General features: G+C 66.7%; 26 protein-coding genes and 1 tRNA gene. 9 read left to right on the top strand and 18 right to left on the bottom strand.

Going from position 1 to position 23,139, the window contains the following annotated elements:
• Positions 1 to 26: 26 nt before the first annotated feature.
• The 3 genes from secF to yajC are packed head-to-tail and all read right to left on the bottom strand — an operon-like array spanning position 27 to position 2,956.
• A complete protein-coding gene (gene secF, locus NYR55_RS06415) occupies positions 27 to 998 on the bottom strand; it encodes a protein translocase subunit SecF (RefSeq protein ID WP_260020372.1) in 972 nt (323 codons plus the stop codon).
• Between the two features lie 10 nt (positions 999 to 1,008).
• Entirely contained in the window at positions 1,009 to 2,610 is a 1,602-nt protein-coding gene (gene secD, locus NYR55_RS06410) for a protein translocase subunit SecD (protein WP_260020371.1), read from the bottom strand.
• A gap of 4 nt (positions 2,611 to 2,614) precedes the next feature.
• Positions 2,615 to 2,956, bottom strand: coding sequence for a preprotein translocase subunit YajC (gene yajC, locus NYR55_RS06405; protein ID WP_260021582.1), 342 nt, complete (start codon positions 2,954 to 2,956; stop codon positions 2,615 to 2,617).
• A 148-nt stretch (positions 2,957 to 3,104) separates the two neighbouring features.
• Between yajC and NYR55_RS06400 the strand changes: the two genes are divergently transcribed.
• Positions 3,105 to 3,181: transfer RNA gene (locus tag NYR55_RS06400), tRNA-Pro, on the top strand.
• Positions 3,182 to 3,350: 169 nt separating this feature from the next.
• Here NYR55_RS06400 and NYR55_RS06395 read toward each other — a convergent pair.
• The 5 genes from NYR55_RS06395 to rpmI all read right to left on the bottom strand — a co-directional run bounded on the left by NYR55_RS06395 (position 3,351) and on the right by rpmI (position 7,247).
• Positions 3,351 to 4,103 (bottom strand): ThuA domain-containing protein, encoded by a 753-nt coding sequence (locus tag NYR55_RS06395; protein WP_260020370.1) that lies wholly within the window; start codon positions 4,101 to 4,103, stop codon positions 3,351 to 3,353.
• Positions 4,104 to 4,233: 130 nt separating this feature from the next.
• Positions 4,234 to 5,055 carry a MipA/OmpV family protein gene (locus NYR55_RS06390; RefSeq protein ID WP_260020369.1) on the bottom strand — a complete coding sequence of 274 codons (822 nt, stop codon included), beginning with the start codon at positions 5,053 to 5,055 and terminating at the stop codon, positions 4,234 to 4,236.
• Positions 5,056 to 5,151: 96 nt separating this feature from the next.
• Complete coding sequence (locus tag NYR55_RS06385; protein WP_260020368.1) at positions 5,152 to 6,330, bottom strand: glycosyltransferase; 1,179 nt, start codon at positions 6,328 to 6,330, stop codon at positions 5,152 to 5,154.
• Between the two features lie 333 nt (positions 6,331 to 6,663).
• Positions 6,664 to 7,029, bottom strand: a complete 366-nt coding sequence (gene rplT / locus NYR55_RS06380) for a 50S ribosomal protein L20 (RefSeq protein WP_260020367.1) — start codon at positions 7,027 to 7,029, stop codon at positions 6,664 to 6,666.
• Between the two features lie 14 nt (positions 7,030 to 7,043).
• A complete protein-coding gene (gene rpmI, locus NYR55_RS06375; RefSeq protein ID WP_260020366.1) occupies positions 7,044 to 7,247 on the bottom strand; it encodes a 50S ribosomal protein L35 in 204 nt (67 codons plus the stop codon).
• A gap of 256 nt (positions 7,248 to 7,503) precedes the next feature.
• Between rpmI and NYR55_RS06370 the strand changes: the two genes are divergently transcribed.
• Positions 7,504 to 8,580 (top strand): glycoside hydrolase family 43 protein, encoded by a 1,077-nt coding sequence (locus NYR55_RS06370; RefSeq protein WP_260020365.1) that lies wholly within the window; start codon positions 7,504 to 7,506, stop codon positions 8,578 to 8,580.
• Positions 8,577 to 9,650, top strand: a complete 1,074-nt coding sequence (locus tag NYR55_RS06365) for an SGNH/GDSL hydrolase family protein (protein ID WP_260020364.1) — start codon at positions 8,577 to 8,579, stop codon at positions 9,648 to 9,650. The genes NYR55_RS06370 and NYR55_RS06365 overlap by 4 nt, the downstream gene beginning before the upstream one ends.
• Here NYR55_RS06365 and NYR55_RS06360 read toward each other — a convergent pair.
• The 3 genes from NYR55_RS06360 to groES all read right to left on the bottom strand — a co-directional run bounded on the left by NYR55_RS06360 (position 9,647) and on the right by groES (position 12,874).
• A complete protein-coding gene (locus NYR55_RS06360; RefSeq protein ID WP_260020363.1) occupies positions 9,647 to 10,699 on the bottom strand; it encodes an acyltransferase in 1,053 nt (350 codons plus the stop codon). The genes NYR55_RS06365 and NYR55_RS06360 overlap by 4 nt on opposite strands.
• A gap of 186 nt (positions 10,700 to 10,885) precedes the next feature.
• Positions 10,886 to 12,529 carry a chaperonin GroEL gene (groL, locus tag NYR55_RS06355; protein ID WP_260020362.1) on the bottom strand — a complete coding sequence of 548 codons (1,644 nt, stop codon included), beginning with the start codon at positions 12,527 to 12,529 and terminating at the stop codon, positions 10,886 to 10,888.
• A 57-nt stretch (positions 12,530 to 12,586) separates the two neighbouring features.
• Positions 12,587 to 12,874, bottom strand: coding sequence for a co-chaperone GroES (gene groES, locus NYR55_RS06350; protein WP_260020361.1), 288 nt, complete (start codon positions 12,872 to 12,874; stop codon positions 12,587 to 12,589).
• Positions 12,875 to 13,090: 216 nt separating this feature from the next.
• On the opposite strand from groES, the gene sppA reads away from it, so the two are divergent.
• From sppA to NYR55_RS06330, 4 genes are all read left to right on the top strand, one after another.
• Entirely contained in the window at positions 13,091 to 14,977 is a 1,887-nt protein-coding gene (gene sppA / locus NYR55_RS06345; RefSeq protein ID WP_260020360.1) for a signal peptide peptidase SppA, read from the top strand.
• Entirely contained in the window at positions 14,974 to 15,543 is a 570-nt protein-coding gene (locus tag NYR55_RS06340; RefSeq protein WP_260020359.1) for a GNAT family N-acetyltransferase, read from the top strand. The genes sppA and NYR55_RS06340 overlap by 4 nt, the downstream gene beginning before the upstream one ends.
• A 14-nt stretch (positions 15,544 to 15,557) precedes the next feature.
• Positions 15,558 to 16,226: a DUF2490 domain-containing protein gene (locus tag NYR55_RS06335; protein WP_260020358.1), complete on the top strand. Its 669-nt coding sequence runs from the start codon at positions 15,558 to 15,560 to the stop codon at positions 16,224 to 16,226.
• Between the two features lie 75 nt (positions 16,227 to 16,301).
• Complete coding sequence (locus tag NYR55_RS06330) at positions 16,302 to 16,973, top strand: DUF2490 domain-containing protein (protein ID WP_260020357.1); 672 nt, start codon at positions 16,302 to 16,304, stop codon at positions 16,971 to 16,973.
• A 16-nt stretch (positions 16,974 to 16,989) separates the two neighbouring features.
• On the opposite strand, the gene NYR55_RS06325 is transcribed toward NYR55_RS06330, so the two are convergent.
• From NYR55_RS06325 to lipB, 4 genes are all read right to left on the bottom strand, one after another.
• Positions 16,990 to 17,631 (bottom strand): trimeric intracellular cation channel family protein, encoded by a 642-nt coding sequence (locus NYR55_RS06325; protein ID WP_260020356.1) that lies wholly within the window; start codon positions 17,629 to 17,631, stop codon positions 16,990 to 16,992.
• Between the two features lie 46 nt (positions 17,632 to 17,677).
• Positions 17,678 to 18,373, bottom strand: a complete 696-nt coding sequence (locus NYR55_RS06320) for a hypothetical protein (protein ID WP_260020355.1) — start codon at positions 18,371 to 18,373, stop codon at positions 17,678 to 17,680.
• 114 nt (positions 18,374 to 18,487) lie between these two features.
• On the bottom strand, positions 18,488 to 18,745 hold the full coding sequence (locus NYR55_RS06315; protein ID WP_260020354.1) for a hypothetical protein: 258 nt from the start codon (positions 18,743 to 18,745) through the stop codon (positions 18,488 to 18,490).
• A 53-nt stretch (positions 18,746 to 18,798) separates the two neighbouring features.
• A complete protein-coding gene (lipB, locus tag NYR55_RS06310) occupies positions 18,799 to 19,515 on the bottom strand; it encodes a lipoyl(octanoyl) transferase LipB (protein WP_260021581.1) in 717 nt (238 codons plus the stop codon).
• A 61-nt stretch (positions 19,516 to 19,576) separates the two neighbouring features.
• Between lipB and NYR55_RS06305 the strand changes: the two genes are divergently transcribed.
• Together NYR55_RS06305 and NYR55_RS06300 are read left to right on the top strand one after the other, a co-directional pair.
• Positions 19,577 to 20,407 (top strand): hypothetical protein, encoded by an 831-nt coding sequence (locus NYR55_RS06305; protein ID WP_260020353.1) that lies wholly within the window; start codon positions 19,577 to 19,579, stop codon positions 20,405 to 20,407.
• Positions 20,404 to 21,138 carry a hypothetical protein gene (locus NYR55_RS06300; RefSeq protein ID WP_260020352.1) on the top strand — a complete coding sequence of 245 codons (735 nt, stop codon included), beginning with the start codon at positions 20,404 to 20,406 and terminating at the stop codon, positions 21,136 to 21,138. The genes NYR55_RS06305 and NYR55_RS06300 overlap by 4 nt, the downstream gene beginning before the upstream one ends.
• Here the strand turns inward: NYR55_RS06300 and NYR55_RS06295 are convergent.
• The 3 genes from NYR55_RS06295 to NYR55_RS06285 form a co-directional block, all read right to left on the bottom strand.
• Positions 21,102 to 21,701: a GNAT family N-acetyltransferase gene (locus NYR55_RS06295; protein ID WP_260020351.1), complete on the bottom strand. Its 600-nt coding sequence runs from the start codon at positions 21,699 to 21,701 to the stop codon at positions 21,102 to 21,104. The two genes, NYR55_RS06300 and NYR55_RS06295, sit on opposite strands and share 37 nt — an antisense overlap.
• A 7-nt stretch (positions 21,702 to 21,708) precedes the next feature.
• A complete protein-coding gene (hemF, locus tag NYR55_RS06290) occupies positions 21,709 to 22,551 on the bottom strand; it encodes an oxygen-dependent coproporphyrinogen oxidase (RefSeq protein ID WP_260020350.1) in 843 nt (280 codons plus the stop codon).
• A 117-nt stretch (positions 22,552 to 22,668) separates the two neighbouring features.
• On the bottom strand, positions 22,669 to 23,127 hold the full coding sequence (locus NYR55_RS06285) for a tRNA (cytidine(34)-2'-O)-methyltransferase (RefSeq protein WP_260020349.1): 459 nt from the start codon (positions 23,125 to 23,127) through the stop codon (positions 22,669 to 22,671).
• Positions 23,128 to 23,139 lie beyond the last annotated feature (12 nt).

Raw genomic sequence — 23,139 nt, 5'->3', positions numbered from 1 at the left:
TACCCCCTGTTCAGCGCGGCGCGGCGTCAGACCTGAGCGCCGTCGCCGCCGATCCGTTCGGCACCGGCGGGTCCGGCGGTCGCTTTCTTGTTGAAGCTTTCCGGCCCGACCTTGAACTGGATGAGGATGCCGTTGCCGACGAACATCGACGACCAGGTGCCGATCACGATGCCCAGCCACATGGCGACCGAGAAGCCGAAGATCACGTCCGGCCCGATGAACACCAGCGCCGACAGGGCGAGGATCAGCGTCATCGACGTCATCACCGTGCGGGCCAGCGTTTCGTTGATCGAGAGGTTGAGCAGCGGCACGATTTCCATCTTGCGATATTTGCGCAGATTTTCGCGGACGCGGTCAAAGATCACGATCTTGTCATTCAGCGAATAGCCGATGATCGTCAGCAGGGCGGCGATGGTGTTGAGGTTGAATTCAAGCTGGGTCGCGGCGAAGAAGCCCAGGGTGACGATCATGTCCTGTGCCAGCGCAAGCAGCGCGCCGACGCCGAACTGCCATTCGAACCGTACCCAGATATAGATGGCGATGGCGATCATCGCGAGGCCGAGGGCCAGTGCGCCCTTGGTGAACAATTCGCCCGACACCTTGCCCGACACTGCTTCGACCGAGCCGATCTTTGCGCCGGGATAGTTGGTGGTAATCAGCTGGCGGACGCGGGCGGCGCTGGCGCTGGCGGCTTCGTCGCCGCCCTTGGGCACCGGCAGGCGGATCGCGATGTCGCGGTCCGACCCGAACTGCTGAATGGTGGAATCGCCAAGGCCGAGCGAATCGACACGCTCGCGCAGCTGGTCGATCTGAACATTCTGGGAAAAGGTGACGCGCACCGTCTGGCCGCCGACAAAGTCGATGCCGAAATTGAGGCCGCGCACCGTCAGCATGGCGATCGAGGCGATGACCATCGCGATGCTGATCACGCCGGCGATATGACGCCAGCGCAGCCAGTCGATGTTCACCGTGTCGGGGACGAGTTTCAGGGGACGCATGACCGGTTCCTCAGATCACAAGCTGTTTCGGCCGGTTCTTCTTCAGCCATTCAGCGACCATCAGGCGCGTGAAGGTGACGGCGGTAAAGACGGAGGTGACGATGCCGATGGTCAGCACCACGGCAAAGCCGCGGACCGGGCCGGCACCGAACACGAACATGATGATCGCGGCGATCACGTTGGTGACGTTCGCGTCGAAGATGGCGCGGCTCGCCTCCTTGTACCCGAACTCGACCGAGGCGATGACGGTGCGGCCGCGCCGCTGTTCCTCGCGGATGCGTTCGTTGATCAGCACGTTGGCGTCCACCGCCGCGCCGATGGTCAGCACGAAGCCGGCGATGCCGGGCAGGGTCAGCGTCGCGTTGAAGATCGCCATGATGCCGATGATCATCAGGACGTTCACGACCAGCGCGATATTGGCATAGACGCCAAAGCGCAGATACGCGACCAGCATCAGGATCACGACCGCGCCCGTGCCGACAATGCCCGCGATCACGCCAGAGCGGATCGAATCGGCACCCAGTTCCGGGCTGATCGTCGATTCCTCGATCACGGTCAGGTCAACGGGCAGCTTTCCCGAACGCAGGGCGATGGCCAGCTGATTGGCGCTTTCGACGGTGAACCCACCCTCGATCAGCGCGCTGCCGCCCAGGATCTCGCTGCGGATCGAGGGGGCGGAGATGACGACATCGTCGACGATGATCGCAAACCGCTTGCCGACATTCTGGGCGGTGGTGCGCGCAAAGGCGCGGCCGCCGGTGGTGTCGAAGCGCATGGTGACGATCGGCGCGCCGGTTTCGGGGCTGAATTCCTGACGCGCGTCGGTCAGCTGTTCGCCGGAAATGATCGTCTGCCGCTTGAGCGCGATCCGCTGCTGAAAGGCGGGATAGGGCAGGATTTCGCTGCCGACGGGGGCGCGGCCCTGCGCCACCAGCGCGGGATCGGCGTTTTCGTCCACCATCTTGAATTCAAGCCGCGCGGTGCGGCCGAGCAGCGCTTTCAGCTCCTCCGGATTCTGAAGCCCGGGGACCTGCACGACGATGCGGTTCGCGCCCTGACGGATGATCGTGGGTTCGCGGGTGCCCAGTTCGTCGATGCGGCGGCGGACGACTTCGGTCGCGTCCTGCATCGCCCGTTCCACCGCCTGAGCCTCGCCCGCGCTGGTGGGGGTGATCACGAACCGCTGCGTGTCGACGACGTTGAGGTCCCATTCGCGCTGGCCGGTCAGACCCGCGCCGCTGCCGATCAGGCCGTCGTCCAGCAGCCGCTGGCGCGCGGCATCGACCTGGCTTGCGTCGCGCAGCAGGAAGCTGACCCGGCCGTCGCGGACGGAAATGTCGCCAACGCCGATGCGCGGCGCCTTGCCAAGCGAGGTCTGAACCTGATCGCGCATCGATTCGAGGCGGTTGGTGGCCACATCCTCGGTCTTTGCCTCAAGCAGGATGTAGCTGCCGCCCGCAAGGTCGAGGCCCAGGTTAACCGCAGGCATCGGCACCCATGCAGGCGCCTGTTGACGGATGTTTTCGGGCAGCAGGCTGGGCACCGCCAGCAGCGAAACGACGATGACCGTGGCCCAGGTCAGCCACTTCTTCCAGCTTGGGAAGTCGAGCATGGGATCAGTCGTTCGCCGGCTTGCCGCCCAGCGGCTGAACCTCGGCCAGCGTCGCCTTGACCGCGCGCACCTTGACGTTCGGGCCAAGCTCCAGCTCGACATGCGCGTCCTCGACCCGCAGCACCTTGCCCACCAGGCCGCCGGCGGTGACCACGGTATCGCCCTTTTTCACCGCGGCCACGGCTTCGCGCAGCTGCTTCATCTGCCGCTGCTGCGGGCGGATCATCAGGAAATAGAAGGCGACGAAGATCAGGAGCAGCGGCGCCATCGAGATGATGCCGGCCATGGTGCCGCCACCAGCGGCAGCGCCGGCCGAGGTCTGAGCAAAAGCGGAGGGAATGAACATCGTGGTTACGAAACCTGTCATCGCGGCACGGCCCCGGCCGCCCGCTTCAAGCCGCGCGCTATCACGCGCCCGACCGACGCGCAACCGGCGTTATGCCGCATGGCCCCTTGCATCGCGCCCCCGTTCGGCATAGGGGCACCCCCTCGGTCGGGACGTAGCGCAGCCTGGTAGCGCATCACACTGGGGGTGTGGGGGTCGCAGGTTCGAATCCTGTCGTCCCGACCAACTTCACCCCGCACGCATCATCCATCCGCGCCAATGCGCCATTGCCACGGTTTGCCGGGCGCAAAGGCGATGTCGCGGCGCTGGCCGTTCCAGGCGAGGCTGCGCGTGACGCGCGTGCGGGCGGTGATGCGAATCGCCGCCAGCGGGTGTCCGGGATGCGACGGTCGGGTCAGCGCCGGCCCGCGCGGCCAGCAGCCCAGTCAATTCCGCCGGCCAGATGCGCGGTCATCACCGGATCGGTCCAGCCGTCCGCCGTGTGGCCGAGCCCGGTATAGAATACCCGGCCGCCGTCGAACCGGTGCGCCCATGCAATCGGCTTTGGATTGACGCCCGCCCCGCCGGTGCCGGCGGGATCGAAGGTAAGCAGCAGGGTCGAGCGGGGGTCGCGGTCCTTGTAATAATACCATTCGTCCACCCGGTCGAAGCTGTCGGGCAGGCGCGCGGTGGCGGGGTGGCGGGTGTCGTGCCGGTGCAGGCGCGCGGTCGGGGTGCCGCGCGGATGGCTGTCGAACCAGCCGCCGATCATCTGTCCATACCAGGGCCAGTGATAATGGGAATCGGCCGCCGCATGGATGCCGACGACGCCGCCGCCGCCGCGCACATAAGCCTGAAACGCGTCGCGGCGGGGGCCGACGAACCATTCGCTGGCCGGATCGTCCGGCTTGGTCGTCGTGCTGACCAGAACGATGGCGGCAAAGCCGCGCAGCGTGTCCACCCGGTCGAAGATGGCCGGATCCGCGCTGGTGGTGACGGCATAGCCGCGTTGCCGGGCAAGGGCGGCGATGGCAACCGCGCCCGGTTCGATCGAGGCGTGGCGATAGCCGGTGCTGTGCGTGAAGATCAGCAGGCCGGGCTGTGGCGGCGGCGCGGACGCCCCGGTCAGCAACAGCGCGCCCAGCAGCAATGCGATCCAGCGGCCCATGCCCGTCCCCTCCGTTCGATCCGTCAGCGTCGGATCGGTTGTCCGCGCCGTTCGATATCGCTACCATAAAGGGGTAGGGCGGTTGATCCACCCCCGAAAATCAGGGGCCGTCAATTCCGGCGAAAGGGGATCAGAGGCGGAAGCGGCGGGAGAGGCCGATGCCCAGGACAAGCTGCATCCGCTGGCCGCGTTCCTGAACCAGCGTGGAGCCACCCGCATCGCCGCTGAGCCGGTCGACCCCGCCGAACAGGGTCACCACATAGGTGCGGGACAGCGGGCGGATGACTGTGCCGCCAAGGCCGACCGAGACCAACCCGCCATCGGCGCGAAAAGCGGTAATGCCGCTGGCCGCCGACTGCGCAGGGGTGATGCCGAAATAGGTCTGTACATAGTCGCGCCCGGCCAGGGTGGCGCGCGGGCCGACCGACCAGATGTTGCGACCCACCCGGCCGCCAAGGCTGGCCGACAGGTCGATCACCAGCGCCTCGTGCCCGCCAAAGCCCTGACGCACCTCTGTGCGCAGGCGCACCTGTTCGCGCGCGCCCAACCGCTTTTCGACGAACAGGCCCGCCTCGCCCGCGGCGGGGATGTTGCCCAGGCCGATCAGGGCATCGCTGCCGCCGCTGACCAGAAAGGGCGAGCCGCCATTGCGTTCGTCCCGGCCGAAGCGCAGCTTGACCAGCGGGCCGGCGCGCCAGCCCTGTTCGCGCACGGCATTCCAGCCAATGCCGTCGGGGACGGAGGCGAAGAATTCGTCCCGGTAATTGATGCGCAGATCGGGGAAGATCGACAGGGCGGCATCAGTCGAACCCTGCCACACGGGCGAGACGACGGGGGCAAAGCCGACCGAGACGGTCCAGCCATCGGCGCCGACGCCGGGCGGCGGACCGGCCGGGCGCTGCGCGGCGGGCGGCGCGACCGGGGCGTCCTGCGCCATTGCGGGGGTGGCCAAGGCAAGTCCAAGCGCAGCAGCCGCAATGTTTCGCACGCAATACTCTCCCCGAAAAAACAACCTTGTTACGCTGGCGTCATTTTGCCGAGCGCCCGATCAAGTCAAGCGACCTATGGCATTGCGGGCCAGCGCGGCAAGGTGGGCGTGGAGTTCGGCCGCGTTTCTATCCCAACTGAACGGATCGGCGGCGGCGACGACATCGGCGGTCGCCGGCGGATTGGCCAGCAGCGCGGCGATGCCCGCAGCGATGGCGGGGGCAGAGCGATCGACGATGCGGCCTGCAGCGGGGCGGTCCACCACCTCGCGCGCGCCGCCCGCATCGGGAATGACGATGGGCGTGCCGCAGGCCAGCGCCTCGACCCAGGCATTGGCCAGCCCCTCCGATGCCGAGGCGAGCGCCATGACGTCGGCGGCGGCGATCAGCGGGGGAAGATCGGCATGGGGCAGGGGGCCGAGCAGACGGATGCGGTCCGCAGCGCCAAGGGTGTCGATCCGCGCCTGAAGCGCCGCCTGTTCCGGCCCCTGTCCCGCGATCAGCAGGGTGACGCCGGGCAGGGCGGCGACGGCGTCGATGACCAAGTCATGCCCCTTGCGCGGAATGAGCGCGCCGATGCTGACCACCAGCGGGCCGGCGATGCCGAGCGCCGCCTTTCCGCCCGTGCGGTCGCGGGGATGGAACAGGGCGCGGTCGATGCCGGTGCGGTGGACGGCCGGGCGGGGGATGCCAAGGGCGGCCATGTCGTCGGCCATGGCGTCGGATACCGCGAGCAGGCCATGCGCCGCGCGTCCGGCGGCAATCACCTGATCCGCCGTTGCTGGCGCTGTGCCCCAGTGATGAATGTCGGCCCCGCGCGCCTTGATCGACACGGGCACGCCGAAATGCCGACCGAGCGCCACGGCGGCGGGGCCATCGGGAAAGAAGAATTCGGCGTCGATCACGTCGAACGGAAAGTCGCGGCGGATGCCGTTCAGCACCGGGATCAGCGCACGGACCAGCATCGCGGCGTGCCAGCGGCCATGCGTGCCGGGCAGGTTCAGGAAGCGGGGGCGGTGGACCGTGACGTCCTTCCACCGCTCCCGCGCCGGCTGCGCGGCGAGGGTGCGATAGATGGCCATGCGGTCGAGCGGAAAGGGGGGCAGGCCGCGCGGGGCGACGACCTGAACCGTCACGCCGTCGCGGGCGGCAAGGCCCAGCGTCTGGCGTTCGACGAACACGCCGAAATTGGGGCGCGCGGCATCGGGAAAGAGCGTGGCAAGGGTGAGGACGCGCAGCATCGCGGGCGGGGATAGCAGCGGGCGATTGCGATTGGCTTAAAGAGTGCGCCGCAAGCGCGGGTCCTTGGGGCACGCCCCCACCCCCGACCCCTCCCCTGAAGGGGAGGGGAGAAGGTTGTTATCTTGGTCCGCTGAGGCGATCGCGTGAGGCTCAACGCTTGTCCCTCGTCACCCTGATCCTGGTTCAGGGTCCATGTTTACGCACGCGCATTGCGCGGGGCGGACTGGATACCGAACCCGGTTCAGCATGACGATGGAAGCTAGGAGCGCGTCGGGCACGAAAAAGGGCGCCGGGTTGCCCCGACGCCCTGATCCGTTTGCCGTAAGGCGCGCTTACGCTGCCTGGGGCAGTGCAGCCTTTGCCTGAGCGACGATCGCGGCGAAGGCAGCGCCTTCGTTCATCGCGATGTCGGCCAGCACCTTCCGGTCGAGTTCGATGCCAGCGAGCTTCAGCCCGTGCATGAACTGCGAATAGGTGAGCCCTTCGGCCCGGACACCGGCGTTGATGCGCTGGATCCACAGGCCGCGGAACGTCCGCTTCTTAACCTTGCGGTCGCGATAGGCGTATTGACCGGCCTTTTCGACCGCCTGACGCGCGATGCGAATCGTGTTCTTGCGACGGCCGTAATAGCCCTTCGCCTGATCCAAAATCCGCTTGTGCTTCGCCTTGGTCGTCGTGCCGCGCTTGATGCGTGCCATGGTCTATCCTCCTATCAACGCAGGCCGTACGGCGCCCACGCTTTCACGTGTGCGACATCGGCGTCCGACAGCACCGAAGTGCCGCGATTCTGGCGGATATACTTGGCGTTGTGCGAAATCAGGCGGTGGCGCTTGCCGGCGACGCCGTGCTTCACCTTGCCCGTGGCGGTGAACTTGAAGCGCTTCTTCACACCGCTCTTGGTCTTGAGCTTGGGCATTTTCATCTCCTCAGCTTGCGATCCCAATGAATGGCCGTGGCAGCCCGTATGAGCCAGGCCATTCCGGATGCGGGATCGCGGGGAAGCGGGGCCGATAGCCGAAGCCGCGACGGAACGCAACCACATCGCCCGTCAACGCCGGGGGTTTCCATCTCGCCTGTCCGGCGTTAATCGTGTTAGCGCTCACTTTGCCGGCACGACACGGCGACCAACGATGGATCAGGAGAGGAAGACGATGCGGATACGGCACGCAGCCATGATGATGGCAACCGGGATTTCGGCACTGGCGCTGACGGCGTGCCAGACGGCGACGACGGGCGGGGCGGCAGCGGCCAGCGCGTCGGACGGCAAGTATCTGAGCCAGCCGCTGGTCCGCGACATCTATACCGCCGATCCGTCCGCCCATGTGTGGGCCGATGGCCGCATCTATATCTACCCCAGCCACGACATCGAAACCGACATTCCCGAGGACGATCTGGGCAGCCATTTCGCGATGCGCGATTACCGCGTCCTGTCGATGGACACGGTGGGCGGGCCGGTGACGGTGCATGGCGTCGCGCTGGACATCAAGGACGTGCCCTGGGCGGGCCAGCAGATGTGGGCGCCGGATGCCGCGTCGAAGGACGGCACCTATTTCCTGTATTTCCCCGCCAAGGACAAACAGGGCGTGTTCCGCATCGGCGTCGCCACGTCGAAATCGCCGACCGGGCCGTTCAAGGCCGAGCCGCAGCCCATTCCCGGCAGCTTTTCCATGGACCCCAATGTGTTCAAGGACAGCGACGGGCAATATTACATGTATTTCGGCGGCATCTGGGGCGGCCAGCTGCAGAAATGGGCGAAGGGCAGTTATGACCCCAATGGTTCGGCAACCGACCTGGGCGACAATGCCGCGCCCGCGCTGACCGCCAAGATCGCGCGGATGAACCCGGACCTGAAAACCTTTGCCGAAGCGCCGCGCGACGTCGTGATCCTGGATCAGGCGGGCAAGCCCATCCTGACCGGCGACCATGACCGCCGCTTTTTCGAGGGCAGCTGGACGTTCAGGAAGGACGGGAAATATTATTTCACCTATTCGACCGGCGATACGCATTACCTGGTCTATGCCACCGGCGATAATCCCTATGGACCGTTCACCTATCAAGGCCGCATCATGGAGCCGGTGCAGGGATGGACCACGCACCATTCGATCATCGAGACAGGCGGCAAATGGTATCTTTTCTATCACGACACGCAGATTTCCGGGAAAACCCATCTGCGCAACGTCAAGGTAGCGGAGCTGACGTTCGAACCGGACGGCAGCATCCGGACATTGCAGCCGATCCGGCCGGAATGACGCCGCGCCGCCGCCGCCCCCGGTTGCCCATGCTGGCGCTGATCGCGCTGGCATGGCCGATGGCGGCGGGGTTCGGCCCGGATGTCGACAAGACGCCGCTGCCCGTCCATGTCGGCGGGCGCACGGTGGACGAGGGCAAGGCGGGCCAGCGGTTCGGATGGCCCGGGGTCTATGTCGAGGCGCGCTTTACCGGCGAGAAGGTGCGCGTTCAGTTTGATGCGCCGACCGATTTCATCCGGCTGAGCATCGACGGGCGCGAGCGGCAGGTGTTCCGCGCGCCGGGCAAGGTGGACACGGTGATCGAGGGGCTGGGCAAGGGCGAGCACCTGATCCGGCTGGACAAGCTGACCGAGACGCAGGGCGGGGAAAGCCGCTTCATCGGGTTTGAACTGATCGGCAAGGGCCGCGCCTATCTGGCCCCCGAACGGACGATGCAGATCGAGGTGATCGGCGATTCGCACAGCGTCGGATATGGCAATGTGTCGACCAGCCGCGAATGTACCGAGCAGCAGGTCCATGACCTGACCGACACGACCCAGGCCTATGGCGCGATGGTCGCGCGGGCGATGGACGCCGATTACCGGATCAACGCCTATTCCGGGTTCGGCGTGGTGCGCAATTACAATGGCGGCGAACCGGGCGATTCCATGGTGAACCGCTATCCCCGCGCCATTCCGGGGGCGGCGGAACCGCTGGCCGGGGGCGATGCCGAATGGCAGCCGGACGTGATCGTCATAAACCTGGGCACCAATGATTTTTCGACGCCGGTAAAGCCGGGCGAGAAATGGGCCGATGCCGATGCGCTGAAGGCCGATTACCGGGCGACCTACATCGCGTTCGTGCGCAATCTTGCGCAGGCGCAGCCCCAGGCGCGGTTCGTGCTGATGGGCGGGGACAGCTTTTTCAGCGAGGTCGAACAGGTGAAGGCCGCGCTGGACGGCGACCTGCCGGGGCGGGTGACGGCTCGGCACGTCACCGGGCTGACCATGACGGGATGCCATTACCACCCGTCGGTGGCGGACAATGCGAAGATGGCGGCGCTGGTCCGCGGGGCGATCGAGGGGCGCTAGGCCGGTTTGCGCAGATAACGGGCCGTCAGGCGGCGGCGCAGCGGCGTATCCCAGCGATAGGTGAGGAGATGCGCCAGCCCGATGGCGATGGGCAGGGTGATCGGCGCGGTCGATCCGTCCGGCGTGTAGGTGGCCGCATCCGATCCGCTGAGCATCAGGAACCGCAGCCCCTCAACCGACATGATGACCGGTGCGTGCAGCACATAGAGCGCATAGGAAATGTCCCCGAGCCAGGTGCACAGGCGGGCCACCACGCCGCGCGCCACGCTGGACGCGCCAAGCCAGATCAGCGCGGGATTGAACAGGAACAGGACAAAGGCGCTGTAGCTGCGTTCCTGACGCGGGGCGAGGGCGCACATCAGGACGAGCAGCGCCATCAGCAGCACGGCGGGCAGCGACAGGCGGGGCAGCCACTGCCCCTGCCATAGCCGGAACAGGAGGACGCCGGCGAAGAAGGAGAAGAAGGTGCGGGGAAAGGCGCCGGCAAAGCTGTGCCAGCCGGTCGTCCCGCCGGTATAGAGATAGATGCCGAGCAGCAGCAGCGGCGCGCTGATCCCGACAATGGCGATGACCCAGCGCCAGCGGATGCCGACGAACAGGAACACCGCATTGGCGATCAGTTCGAACGACAGCGACCAGCCGGGCGGATTGAGCGGGATCGTGTAGCTGTCATAGGGCAGCAGGATAAAGAAGGGCGCGGTCAGGATCGACAGGACCAGCGCGGTCGGCGTCCAGTAGGACCAGCCGAACAGCGTCATCCCGATCGCCGCAGGCAGCGCGATCAGGCAGCCGACCAGATAGAGCGGCCAGAGGCGGATCAGCCGCGCCTTGACGAACCGCACCCGTTCGGCCGCGCTGTCCAGCCGTTCGCCATAGGCATGGGCGAGCACGAAGCCGCTGAGCATGAAGAACAGATCGACCGCCATGACCGACGATGGAAAGATCGTCACGCCGTGCAGCACCAGCACCATCAGCGCCGCGACGCCGCGCAGGCCGTCCAGCGCGACGAACCTGTGCCGTCCGGCATCCCCGTCGATCGATTGCGACACCCGTTGTTCCCCCTTGTCCCCGCAGGGAGCATGGCCGAACGGCCGGGGGCGGGCAAGAGAAAGGCCGGAGGGTTGCCCCTCCGGCCTTTCGCTGTCGGTTTTCGGCGGACCGGTCGGCCGGAACCGACCGATCGCCTTCTGCCCTGAAGCGGGTGGGGCCGGCCGTGGCCAGCCCCGGCGTCAGGATCAGAAGTCCATGCCGCCCATGCCGCCCATGCCGCCGCCCATGGCAGGCGCAGCGGCCTTGTCCTCGGGCAGTTCGGCAATGGTTGCTTCGGTGGTGATCAGGAGACCAGCAACCGACGCAGCGTTCTGCAGCGCGGTGCGCACGACCTTGGTCGGGTCGATCACGCCGGCGGCAACCAGGTTTTCATAGGTGTCGGTCGCTGCGTTGAAGCCGAACGAGGTATCGCTCTGATCCAGCAGCTTGCCCGAAACCACGGCGCCGTCCTGGCCCGCGTTGCTGGCGATCTGGCGAACCAGAGCGGTCAGCGACTTGCGGACGATGTCGATGCCGCGCGTCTGGTCTTCGTTCGCACCGGTCAGGCCTTCCAGCGCCTTGGTGGCGTACAGCAGGGCCGTACCGCCGCCGGGGACGATGCCTTCCTCAACCGCGGCGCGGGTCGCGTGCAGCGCGTCGTCGACGCGGTCCTTGCGCTCCTTCACCTCGACTTCGGTCGCACCGCCAACCTTGATCACGGCAACGCCGCCAGCCAGCTTGGCCAGCCGCTCCTGCAGCTTTTCACGGTCATAGTCGGACGTGGTGACTTCGATCTGCTGACGGATCTGTTCCGTGCGGGCCTTGATCGAATCGGCTTCACCGGCGCCATCGACGATGGTGGTGTTGTCCTTGTCGATCGTGACGCGCTTGGCGGTGCCCAGCATGCCCAGCGTGACCGTTTCCAGCTTGATGCCCAGGTCTTCGCTGATCACTTCGCCCTTGGTCAGGACGGCGATGTCCTCGAGCATCGCCTTGCGACGATCGCCGAAGCCCGGCGCCTTGACGGCCGCGACCTTCAGGCCGCCGCGCAGCTTGTTGACCACCAGCGTGGCCAGCGCCTCACCCTCGATATCCTCGGCGATGATCAGCAGCGGACGACCCGACTGCACGACCGCTTCCAGGATCGGGAGCATCGACTGAAGGTTCGACAGCTTCTTTTCGTGGATCAGGATGTACGGATCAGCCAGCTCGACCGCCATCTTTTCCGGATTGGTGATGAAGTAGGGCGACAGATAGCCGCGGTCGAACTGCATGCCTTCGACGACGTCCAGCTCGAATTCGAGGCCCTTGGCTTCCTCGACGGTGATGACGCCTTCCTTGCCGACCTTTTCCATGGCTTCGGCGATCTTTTCGCCGACTTCACGGTCGCCATTGGCCGAAATGATGCCGACCTGCGCCACTTCCTGCGAACCCGACACGGGCTTGGAACGGGCCTTCACGTCCTCGACCACCTTGGTGACGGCCAGATCGATGCCGCGCTTCAGGTCCATCGGGTTCATGCCGGCGGCAACCGACTTCATGCCTTCGCGCACGATCGCCTGAGCGAGCACGGTCGCGGTGGTGGTGCCGTCGCCGGCCGCGTCGTTGGTCTTGGACGCCACTTCGCGCACCATCTGGGCGCCCATGTTCTCAAACTTGTCCTTCAGTTCGATTTCCTTGGCGACCGACACACCGTCCTTGGTGATGCGGGGGGCGCCGAAGCTCTTTTCGATGACCACGTTGCGGCCCTTCGGACCCAGCGTGACCTTGACCGCGTCGGCCAGGATATCGACGCCGCGCAGAATGCGTTCACGCGCGTCGCGGGAGAATTTTACGTCCTTGGCTGCCATTTGACTGCCCTTTCAAATCAGATTGGTTGACGAAATTGACGGTTCAGGTCGTGGCGATCAGCCGACGATCCCCAGAATGTCGCTTTCCTTCATGATCAGCAGGTCTTCGCCGTTCACCTTGACTTCGGTGCCCGACCACTTGCCGAACAGGATGCGGTCGCCGGCCTTGACGTCCAGCGGGCTGACTTCACCCTTTTCGTTCTTGGCGCCGGCACCGGCGGCGACGACTTCGCCTTCCTGCGGCTTTTCCTTGGCGGTGTCGGGGATGATGATGCCGCCTGCCGTCTTTTCCTCGGCTTCGACGCGGCGAACGAGCACACGATCGTGCAGCGGACGAAAGTTCATGGCTCTATGATCCTTCCTGAGTTCAGATAGTGGTTAGCACTCAAGCATGGCGAGTGCTAACGAAGCGGCATATGTGGCGGTGCCCCGGCATCGTCAACGGGCGGCGGCAAAAAATTGCGGCAGGATGAACGTGCGTGCGACGGGCGGTCAGAGGCGTTTACTCGATCCGGCCGATCCTCTAGCGTTTTGCGCGGCCATCAACAGGAGCAACGGCACGTGAGAGTGATCAAGGGCATCTGGAAAGTCCTGGTGGGCATCAAGGACATGCTCGTCCTGCTGTTCATGCTGCTGTTTTTCGGCCTTATCTTCATCGGGCTGGCATCGAGCCCCAATCCGTCGGCGATCAAGGACGGCGCGCTGCTGCTGGCGCTCAACGGATCGGTGGTCGAGCAGCCGAGCGAGGTCGATCCCCTTGCCGCGCTGAGCGGGCAGGAAATGCTGGCCGAACATCGCCTGTCGGACCTGGTCCGCGCGCTGGATGCGGCGATCACCGACAAGCGGGTCAAGGCCGTGGTGCTTGACCTTGATCGCTTCACCGGCGGCTATCCCGCGACGGTCGCCAATCTGGCCGATGCGGTGCGCCGGGTGCGGGACAGCGGCAAGCCCGTGCTGGCCTATGCCACCGGCTATACTGACAGCGGCTACCTGTTGGCGGCAAACGCCAGCGAGGTCTGGGTCAACCCGCAGGGCGGCACGCTGTTCGCCGGGCCGGGCGGGGCGCAGCTTTATTACAAGACGCTGCTCGACAAGCTGGGCATCAACGCGCACGTCTATCGCGTCGGCACGTACAAGTCGGCGGTCGAGCCCTATACCCGCAGCGACCAGTCGCCCGAGGCCAAGGCGGCGAACCAGGCGCTCTACGGCAGCATCTTTCAGCAATGGGTCGACCGGGTGAAGCAGGCGCGGCCCAAGGCTCAGGTCGATGCGTTCGTCCAGCGCCCGGCCGAGCTGGTGCAGGCGGCGCAGGGCGACATCGCGACGGCGAACAAGAATGCCGGACTGGTCGATCAGATCGGCGAGCGGCTGGCGTTCGACAAGCGCGTCGCCCAGCTGGTCGGTGCCGAGCCGAACAAGGCCGAGGGCACGTACAAGACGATCAAGATGGCCAACTGGATCAACGCGCATCCGGTGAAGCAGGTGGGCAGCCCGATCGGCGTCATCACCATCGCGGGCGAGATCGTCGACGGCGAAGGCGGCAGCGGCACGGTGGGCGGCGATACGATTTCCAAGCTGATCCTGGACGCGCTGGCCAAAAAGGATCTGAAGGCGCTGGTCGTGCGGGTGGATTCACCCGGCGGTTCGGCGCTGGCATCGGAAAAGATGCGTCAGGCGATCCTGGCGGCCAAGGCGCAGAAGCTGCCCGTCGTGGTGTCGATGGGCGGGCTGGCCGCGTCGGGCGGATATTGGGTATCGACGCCGGGCGACGTGATCTTTGCCGAGCCGAACACGATTACGGGGTCGATCGGCATTTTTGGGATCATCCCGACCTTCGAAGGCACGCTGGCCAAGATCGGCGTCAATGCCGATGGCGTGGCGACGACTCCGCTGACCGGCCAGCCCGATATCTATCGCGGCACAAATCCGACGGTCGATGCGATCCTGCAGTCAGGGATCGAGCGCGGCTATGCCCGGTTCATCGGCCTGGTCGCCCAGTCGCGCAAGCTGACGCCGGAGCGGGTCAACGAGATCGGCCAGGGCCGGGTGTGGGACGGCGGCACCGCGCGCCAGATCAAGCTGGTCGACCGGTTCGGCAACCTGAATGACGCGGTTGCGGAAGCGGCGAAGCTGGCCAAGCTGGACCCGGCCAAGGTGCATCCCCGGTTCCTGGAAAAGGAGCCGGATCCGTTCACCCAATTCCTGGCCCAGCTGACCAAGCCGAGCGACAGCGATGGCGAAGCGTCGGGCACCGATCTGTTCGCGCGGATGACCGCCGAGCGGCAGGCCGTGTTCGCGCAGGCGCTGGGCGATGTCCGTCGCCTGATCGCCGGGCCATCGGCGGGCGTGCAGGCGCGCTGCCTGGAATGCCAGGCCTATGGCCCCGTCCGCACCCAAGCCGGCGACCGCCGCGCCGCCCTTACCCTGATCGAAGGAGCCCTTCGTTGATCGACATCCGCGCCGCCACCCCTGACGACGCCGCTGCCATTGCCGCCATCTACGCCCCCTATGTCATCGGCGGGACGGTGAGTTTTGAAAATGTCGCGCCGGACGCTGCCGAAATGCGCGCCCGGATGGAAAAGGCCGCCGGTTTCTACCCTTGGCTGGTGGTGACCCATGGCGAGGGCGATGAGCGCGGCGTCATCGGGTACGCCTATGCCAATGCGTTCCGCGATCGCCCGGCCTATCGTTATGTCGTCGAAACGTCGATCTATGTCGCGGGCGATGCGCAGCAGCGCGGCGTCGGCCGGCTATTGCTGCACGCGCTGGTCGACACGCTGCGCGCGCAGAACTTTACCCAAGCGATCACGGTCATCACCCTGCCCAACGAGGCATCGGTGGCGCTGCATGAATCGCAGGGGTTCCGCCGGGCGGGGCAATATCGCGAAATCGGGTTCAAGATGGGCCGGTGGATCGATGTCGGGTTCTGGCAGCGCGAATTGAACGACAGCGTCGTGCCGCCCGAAGAGCCGCTGCCCTTTGCCGAGGTCGGCGTGGTTCGCCTGGCCGGCTGAGCCCCGTCGTCGCAATGATCCGCCCGATCCTGGCCGGTGCGGCGATGATCGCTGTGCCTTCGGTCGCCTATGCCGACGATCGCGGCGTCATCTGGAGCGGGGTGACCGCGCAGGGCAAGGTTGCGGGCAATGTCGTCCTGCGGATCGAGGGGCAGTGGCGGCTGACCGATGGCATCGCCAACAGCCAGCAGATCGTGCTGCGCCCGGCGATCGGCGTCGAGTTGTCCCCGGACAGCCAGATCCTGGCGGGATATGCCTATTTCCGCACGCGATCCGGGGAGGGGCGCGATCAGGACGAGCATCGCTGGTGGCAGCAGGTCCAGTTCCCGCTGCTGCGCGACGAAGAGGGGCGGCCGATCCTGATTTCCCGCACCCGGATCGAGCAGCGGTCGGTGATCGGGGCAGAGGACACGGTGTGGCGGCTGCGCCAGATGATCCGGCTGCGCCGGCCGCTGGCCGACGGCGTGACGGGCGACGTCAATGCCGAGCTGTTGTGGAATGCCAATAGCGGCGACTGGGGGCAGCTGGCCGGGCGCGAGCAATGGCGCGGGGGTGCGAACCTGAGCATCGCCATCGCGCCGCGCGTGCAGATCGAACCGGGATACATGGTGCAGTTCGTCCGGCGACCGGGCGAGGACCGCATCAATCACGTCGGCATCCTGGTGCTCGCCTATCAGCTATAACTGCGGGCGGGGTTGCAGCACAGGACCCGCCACGGCAAAGGCGGACGGCGTCGCCCCATGCCGGAGTATCGTGCCATGCGTCCCCTGATCGCCGCAATCCTTGCCATGCTGCTGCCCGCCGCCGCCCATGCGGAAGAGGATACGCAGGCCTGGGGCGCGGCCATCGCGCAAGGGACGGTCAAGGGCGATGCGTTTGTGTGGCTGGAGGCGCAATGGCGGCTGACCGACGATGCGTCGCGCACGGGCCAGGTGATCCTGCGCCCGGCGGCGGGCATCCGCTTTGCACCCGACAGCACGGCGCTGGCCGGATATGCCTATATCCGCTCGACGCCGGAGGGCGGGGCGGCGACCAACGAGCACCGGTTGTGGCAGCAGGTGCAGCTGCCGCTGGTGCGCGATGCCAATGGTCGGCCGCTGGTGATCAGCCGCACTCGGCTGGAACAGCGGATGGTGGAGGGGCGCGACGACACCGGATGGCGGCTGCGCCAGTTCGTGCGGGTGCAGGTGCCGCTGAACCCTGAAGGATCCGTGCAGGCGGTCGGCTATACCGAGGCGTTCGTCGCGCTGAACGATACCGACTGGGGCGCGCGGGCCGGGTTCGACCAGTGGCGCAATTTCGTCGGCATCGGCGTGCCGCTGGGCCGGCGGCTGCGCGTGGAGCCGGGGTATCTGAACCAGCGCATCTTTCGCCCCGGCGAGGACCGGACCAATCACATCGTGAACGCGACGCTGTTTTACCGGCTGTAACCGCGCGCGGCGCGGGTCAGTCGTCCTGTCGCCGCCCGCGATAGGAGGGCAGGGCGAGTTTCCAGCGGATCGCCGCTGCGCGAAGGCCGAATCCAGCGAGGGCAGCGGGCACGGCGGCGGCCATGACCGGCAATCCGGCGATGCTGAGCCCGACATGGGTGCCCGCGGCCAGCGCCGCTGCCGTCACATACAGTTCCGGGCGCATCAGGATCGAGGGCTCGCCAGCCAGCACGTCGCGGATGATGCCCCCGGCACAGGCGGTGATGACCCCCATGATGAAGGCGGGAACCGGTTCGACGCCATAGCCCAGCGCCTTGGCCGCGCCGAACACGGCATAGGCGGCAAGGCCAAGGGCATCCAGCCAGTCAAACCCCTGACCGCGCCACCACGCCTCTGGCGTCACCCAGATCAGCAGCGCGGCCGCCAGGCAGATGGCGGCGATGAAGGGATGATGGACCCAGAAGACCGGCGCGCCGATCAGAAGGTCGCGGATGGTGCCGCCGCCGACCCCGGTGATCAGTGCAAAGAAGCAGGCGGTGACGAGTGTCTGCCGCGCCCGCGCGGCCGCCAGCGCGCCGGTTGCGGCAAAGACGGCGATGCCGAACCCGTCGAACCAGGGCAGCAGCGGCGACAGCAGGGGCAGGGGCAGCGGCGTCATCCGGCGTGTCCGGGGCCGCGGCGATCACCCTGCCCGGGCGATCCGATCAACGCCGCCTGGGCGCTTCGCCCTGAAAGGGCGGCCCGCACCGCTTCGGCTGCCATTCGTCCTTGCGCCAGCAATTCGGCTGACCGAAGGCGGCCGGGACGCGAAAGGCATAGGCGAGTTCGGGTGCCTGCCAGCCATAGAATTGCTGTTCGCCCCACGGGACCAGCGATCCGCGCAGTTCGCGCATCCGGCGCAGGGCGACGGTATGCAGCGACCCGCGCGGGGTGAACACCACTTCCCGGCCGATGGATTCGGCGGTGAGGCAGAACATCAGCTGGGCCGAGACGGTCGAAAAGCCGGAATAGATGCGCGTGTTGAACTGATCGAGCGCGGTCTGGGCCGCCCGCTTGTTCTTGGGATTTTCGCGCTCGTAATAGGTGGCGATCGCCTTGTAGCTGTCGGCCAGTTCCTCGCGATGGTTGCGCAGCATCGCGTTGTAGTTTTCGTCGGTCAGCAGTGTCGGTTCGAACTGGCACTGCAGCGCCGCGACGTTGAGCGCGGCGCGCACGCTCCAGACGAGGGCCGCGCGCTGTTCCTCCGGCTTTGCATTGGGCATCAGCTGGGTGATGATCCCCGGCTCTGCCCCGGTGACCGGCGGCGAGGTGAGGTCATAGGGTTTGAGGAAGAATTGTGCGTGTGCCGGCGCGGCACCGAACAGCACCGCAAACAGGCATGAAACCAGAAACTTACGCATGGAAACTGACATCCTCCCCCGGGACCGGGACAAGGCCGCGGCACCGAACCTGACCCATCGATGCCCTGTTTGAATCCGACCGCGCGTCAAATCAAGGGGATGGGTGGGATGTTCCTACATCGCGTTGGCCGGTTCCGCCACATTATCCATCGCGCCGACATCGGGGGCCATGGCGGCGTTGTCGGAATCGAGCGTCGCGCCGTCCAGTACGGTCATGTCGTCGCTGATCGTGCCGTCCACCGTATCCAGCTGGTTCAGCTCGGTAATCAGCGTGTTGTCGGTCCGCGCCGCTTCCTCTCCGCCGCCGCAGCCGGACAGGGCGGCAAGGGCAAGGGCGGGCGTCAGCAGCTGGCGCAGGCGGCGGTTCATCATGTCTGTCCCCAATGGTTTGCGACCCGGACCGTCAGGTGCCGTGGCGCCCAACCCTAAAGGGCGTCATCCGCGCGCTCAACCCCGCATCGTCCGGATGCGGCCAGCCGGTCGCAAAACTCGGGAAAGCGGGCATGGAGCGCGGCATCGAAGGCGGCGGGCGTGACAGGGCGGCCAAGCGCAGCGGCGCTGGTGACCGGAAATTCCGGCAGGCCGCAGGGCACGATGCCGCCGAAATGCGACAGATCGGGCGACAGGTTGATCGAAAATCCGTGCATCGTCACCCAGCGACGGACGCGCACGCCGATCGCGCCGATCTTTGCCTCTGTCCCGCCATCGGCCGTCCAGATGCCGACCCGGCCATCCACGGCATAGGCATGGATGCCAAGGTCGCCCAGCGTCGCGATCAGCCATGCCTCAAGCTGATGCACGAAACAGCGCACGTCGCGGCCCCGGCGGGTCAGGTCGAGCATCAGATAGCCGACGCGCTGGCCCGGCCCGTGATAGGTATAGCGCCCGCCGCGACCGGCGGTGTGAACCGGAAAGCGGCGGTCGATCAGTTCGGCGGGGTCCGCGCTGGTCCCGGCGGTGTAGAGCGGCGGGTGTTCGAGCAGCCAGACCAGCTCGTCCGCCGTGCCCGCACCCACCATCGCCGCCCGCTCGGTCATCGCCTGAAGCGCCGCGTCATAATCGGTCAGGCCAGCACTGACGCGCCATTCCACCCCGTCACGCGGGGCGAGCGGGGTTGCGACGGGATGATCGGCGGCAAGCATTGGCAAGGGGCGGTCCGGGGTCTAGAGCGGCGGCCTGTTTCACTTGGGGAGAAGCGCCCTGATGGTCAATATGCGTGCGGTCTGGGCCAGGACGGCGGCGTTCCTGAACGAACGCGCCGGGATGCTGGCTCCGTTCGCGCTGGCCGCCATCTGGGTGCCGACGGTCTTGGCTGCATTGATCCCGCCGCTGGCTGCAGAGCGCGGGACGGCGGTGCAGGTCGTCGTGATCCTGGCCGGGCTGGCGCTGAGCATCCTGGCCTATTGGGGGCGCAGCGTGGTGATGACCGCCGCCATGGCCCCCGAACAGGGCATGGCCGCGCGGCGGCTGGCCACCCGGCGCTTTCCGGTGCTGATCGGCGTCATGCTGGTGCTGGGCATCGTCCTGATCGTGGCGGTATCGCCGGTGTTCCTGATCCTGATGATGTACGGCGTCGATCCGGCCGTGTTCGTCGGCGCGTCGGATCAGTTGATCCCGGCCGATGCGGCGATGATGGCGGGCGGATATTTCCTGTTGCTGATCCCGATCCTGCTGACGCTGGGCGCGCGGCTGGCGCTGGTCGCGCCGGTGGTGATCGCCGAGGGGATGGGCATTGGTGCCATCAACCGGTCGGCGGCGCTGACGCGGGGCATGACCGGCAGGCTGATCGGCATGATCCTGCTCTATGCGGCCGTCGCCTTGCTGACGACATTGGGCGTGACCGATGGCCTGGGCCGCGTGCTGATCCCCGCGCTGGGCGGCGATGGGCCATGGGCGCCGGGCGTGCTGGCGACGTTGGTGCTGCTGGCGCTCGCCGAATCGCTGCTGGGCGTGGTGGCCGCGACGTTTGTGGGCAAGCTCTATCTGGCGGCGGTGGCGCGCCAGCACCGGACAGACGCGGCGGCCGCGGCATGACCCTTCGCCTGACCGAGGGGTTCGAGGTTGCGCTGACCCTGTTGCGGCGCGACCGCAGCGTCCTGATCCCGCTGGCCGGATTGTTCTTTGCCTGGCCCGCGCTGGCGCTAAAGCTGCTGGTCCCGCCGCTGGACTTCAAAGGCGTGGCGCAGGATGCGCAGCTGGCGCTGGTGCTCGGCTATCTGGCCGACCATTCGCTGATGCTGGTGCTGTCGATGCTGATGAACAGTTTCGGCACGGCCGTCATCCTGACCCTGTATCTCGATCCCCGGCGGCTGGATGTCGGCGGGGCGATGATCGCGGCGCTGCGCAGCTTTCCCCGCTATCTGACCGGGGTGGTGCTGGCCGGACTGGTCGCGGGCATCGGGTTTTTCCTGCTGATCGTGCCGGGCATCTATTTCACCGCGCGGGCGATGATGATCGGTCCGCGCCTGATCGCGCGGGCGGACGAGCCGCTGAACGATGCCGTCGGCCAGGCGGTGGCGATGACGGCAAAGGGCGGGTGGATGATCGCGGCGATGTGGCTGACCATCCTGATCGGCAGTTTTTCGGCCAACATCGTGGCGAACGGCATCAACAGCATGGCAAAGGCGACAGGATCGACCGGGCAGATCGTGGAATTGCCCGCCGCGTTCGTGCTGGCGCTGGCCAGCGGGGCGGCGGGGCTGGCGCTCGCGCTGTTGCAGGTGGCGCTTTACTGGCGGCTGGCCGGTTCGAGCAGGGGGATCTGAGGCGCGGCATCGCGCGGCAACAGGCCGGCAAGGCGCGGATCGGCAAAGGTTTCGATCGTCCGGCGCAGCGGCTGAAACCCGTGCCGGCGGTAAAAGCCGAGCGCGGCGGGATGATCGAGGGTGCAGGTGTTGACCCGCACCTCTGCAATGCCCGGCCGCCATATCAGCGCCATCGCCATGGCCATCAGCCAGTCGCCCTGTCGCTTGCCCGTCCATTCGGGAACCAGCCCGAAATAATCCAGACTGGCCCACGCGCCGTCGATCAGCGTGAATTCCAGCAGCCCGACCTCGATCCCCCGGCGGTCGGTGACGGCGTGCACTTGTGTCCCCGGCTTGCGGATCTGCGCAAGCAGCGCGGCGTCGTCCAGCGCCAGGCGGGAAAACCACAGCCAGGGCGCGCCGACCCGTTCGAACAGGATGCGATAGGCCGCCGGCGAAGGGTCGGCCCAGCGCACCAGGCGCAGCGGCGATGGCGGCAGCGGCGCGGGGCGCGGCCGATCGCGCAGGACCAGGGTGGTCACCACCGCCGCGATCTGGCCCGGGGCGACCGGCGTCAGTCCCATCGGGCGATCAGTCCCAGACGGCTTCCGGCGGAAGGCTCATCAGAATGGCGTCGATATTGCCGCCGGTCTTGAGCCCGAACAGCGTGCCGCGGTCATAGACCAGGTTGAATTCGGCATAGCGGCCGCGCCAGACCAGCTGGGCGTGCTTGTCCTCGGCGGTGAAGGGCTGGTTCATCCGTTTGCGGACCAGGGGCGGATAGGCGGCAAGGAACGCGTCGCCGACCGATCGGGTGAGGGCGAAGTCGGCGTCGAAATCCCCTTCCTGATGATCGTAGAAGATGCCGCCGACGCCGCGATGCACGCCGCGATGGGGGATGTAGAAATAGTCGTCGGCCCATGCCTTGAACTTCGGATAATAGGCCGGGTCGTGCGCATCGCACGCGGCCTGCATCTGCGCATGGAAAAACGCCGTATCCTCGTCATAGGGGATCGGCGGATTGAGGTCGGCACCGCCGCCGAACCAGCGGCGCGTGGTGACCAGGAACCGGGTATTCATGTGCACGGCGGGGACGTGCGGATTGGCCATATGGGCGACCAGGCTGATCCCGGTGGCGAAAAATTCCGGCTTTTCGGCCGCGCCGTGAATGGACTTTGCAAACTCCCCCTCGAACGTGCCGCCGACGGTGGAGACGTTGACGCCGACCTTTTCGAACACCTTGCCCTTCATCAGGCCGCGCACGCCGCCGCCGCCCGGCTCGCCCGACGGATCGGTCCGGTCCCAGGGCAGATAGTCGAAGCTGGCGTCGGATCCCGCTTCGCGCTCGATCGCCTCGAACTCCGCACAGATGCGGTCGCGCAGGGATTCGAACCAGGTGCGGGCGGCGGTTTGCTGTTCGTCGAGCGGTTTCATGCGCGCCGTTCTAGCCATGGAACGAGCCCGGCGTCGAGCCATGGATGACTGGCATGACAATGTTTGTTGTCAGACGCGCGATACACCGCGATGGCGTCGGCCGGCGTCCGGGTGCGTTCAGTCTTGCGCCTGTGGCCAGCCGCCCGTCTGGCGCAGCGCCTCGCCCAGCACCATCGCGCAGCTGACTGCGACGTTGAGGGAGCGCAACCCCGCCGCCATCGGCACGCGGACGCGCGCATCGGCGCGGGCGTGCACGTCCGCCGGTACGCCCGACCCTTCGGACCCGAACAGGAGGATATCGTCGGCATCGAAGCTGAACCGGTCCAGCCGGTCGGCCCCGGCGATGGTGGCCAGCACGATGCGGCCGGGCGTGGCGGCAAGGAAGCCGGGCCAGTCGGCATGGCGGACCAGCCGGGCACGATCGGCATAGTCCATGCCCGCGCGGCGCAGCGCCCGATCCCCGAACGGGAACCCCATCGGTTCGATCAGATCCACCGGCACGTCCATGCACGCCGCCAGGCGCAGGATGGTGCCGACATTGCCCGCAATGTCCGGTTGATAGAGCGCAATCCGCATGAAACCGCCTTA

The sequence above is a fragment of the Sphingomonas sp. BGYR3 genome (assembly GCF_025153455.1).
GTDB lineage: Bacteria > Pseudomonadota > Alphaproteobacteria > Sphingomonadales > Sphingomonadaceae > Sphingomonas.
The sequence above is the reverse complement of the archived record's forward strand: the minus strand, read 5'-3'. Positions and strand labels throughout refer to the sequence as shown.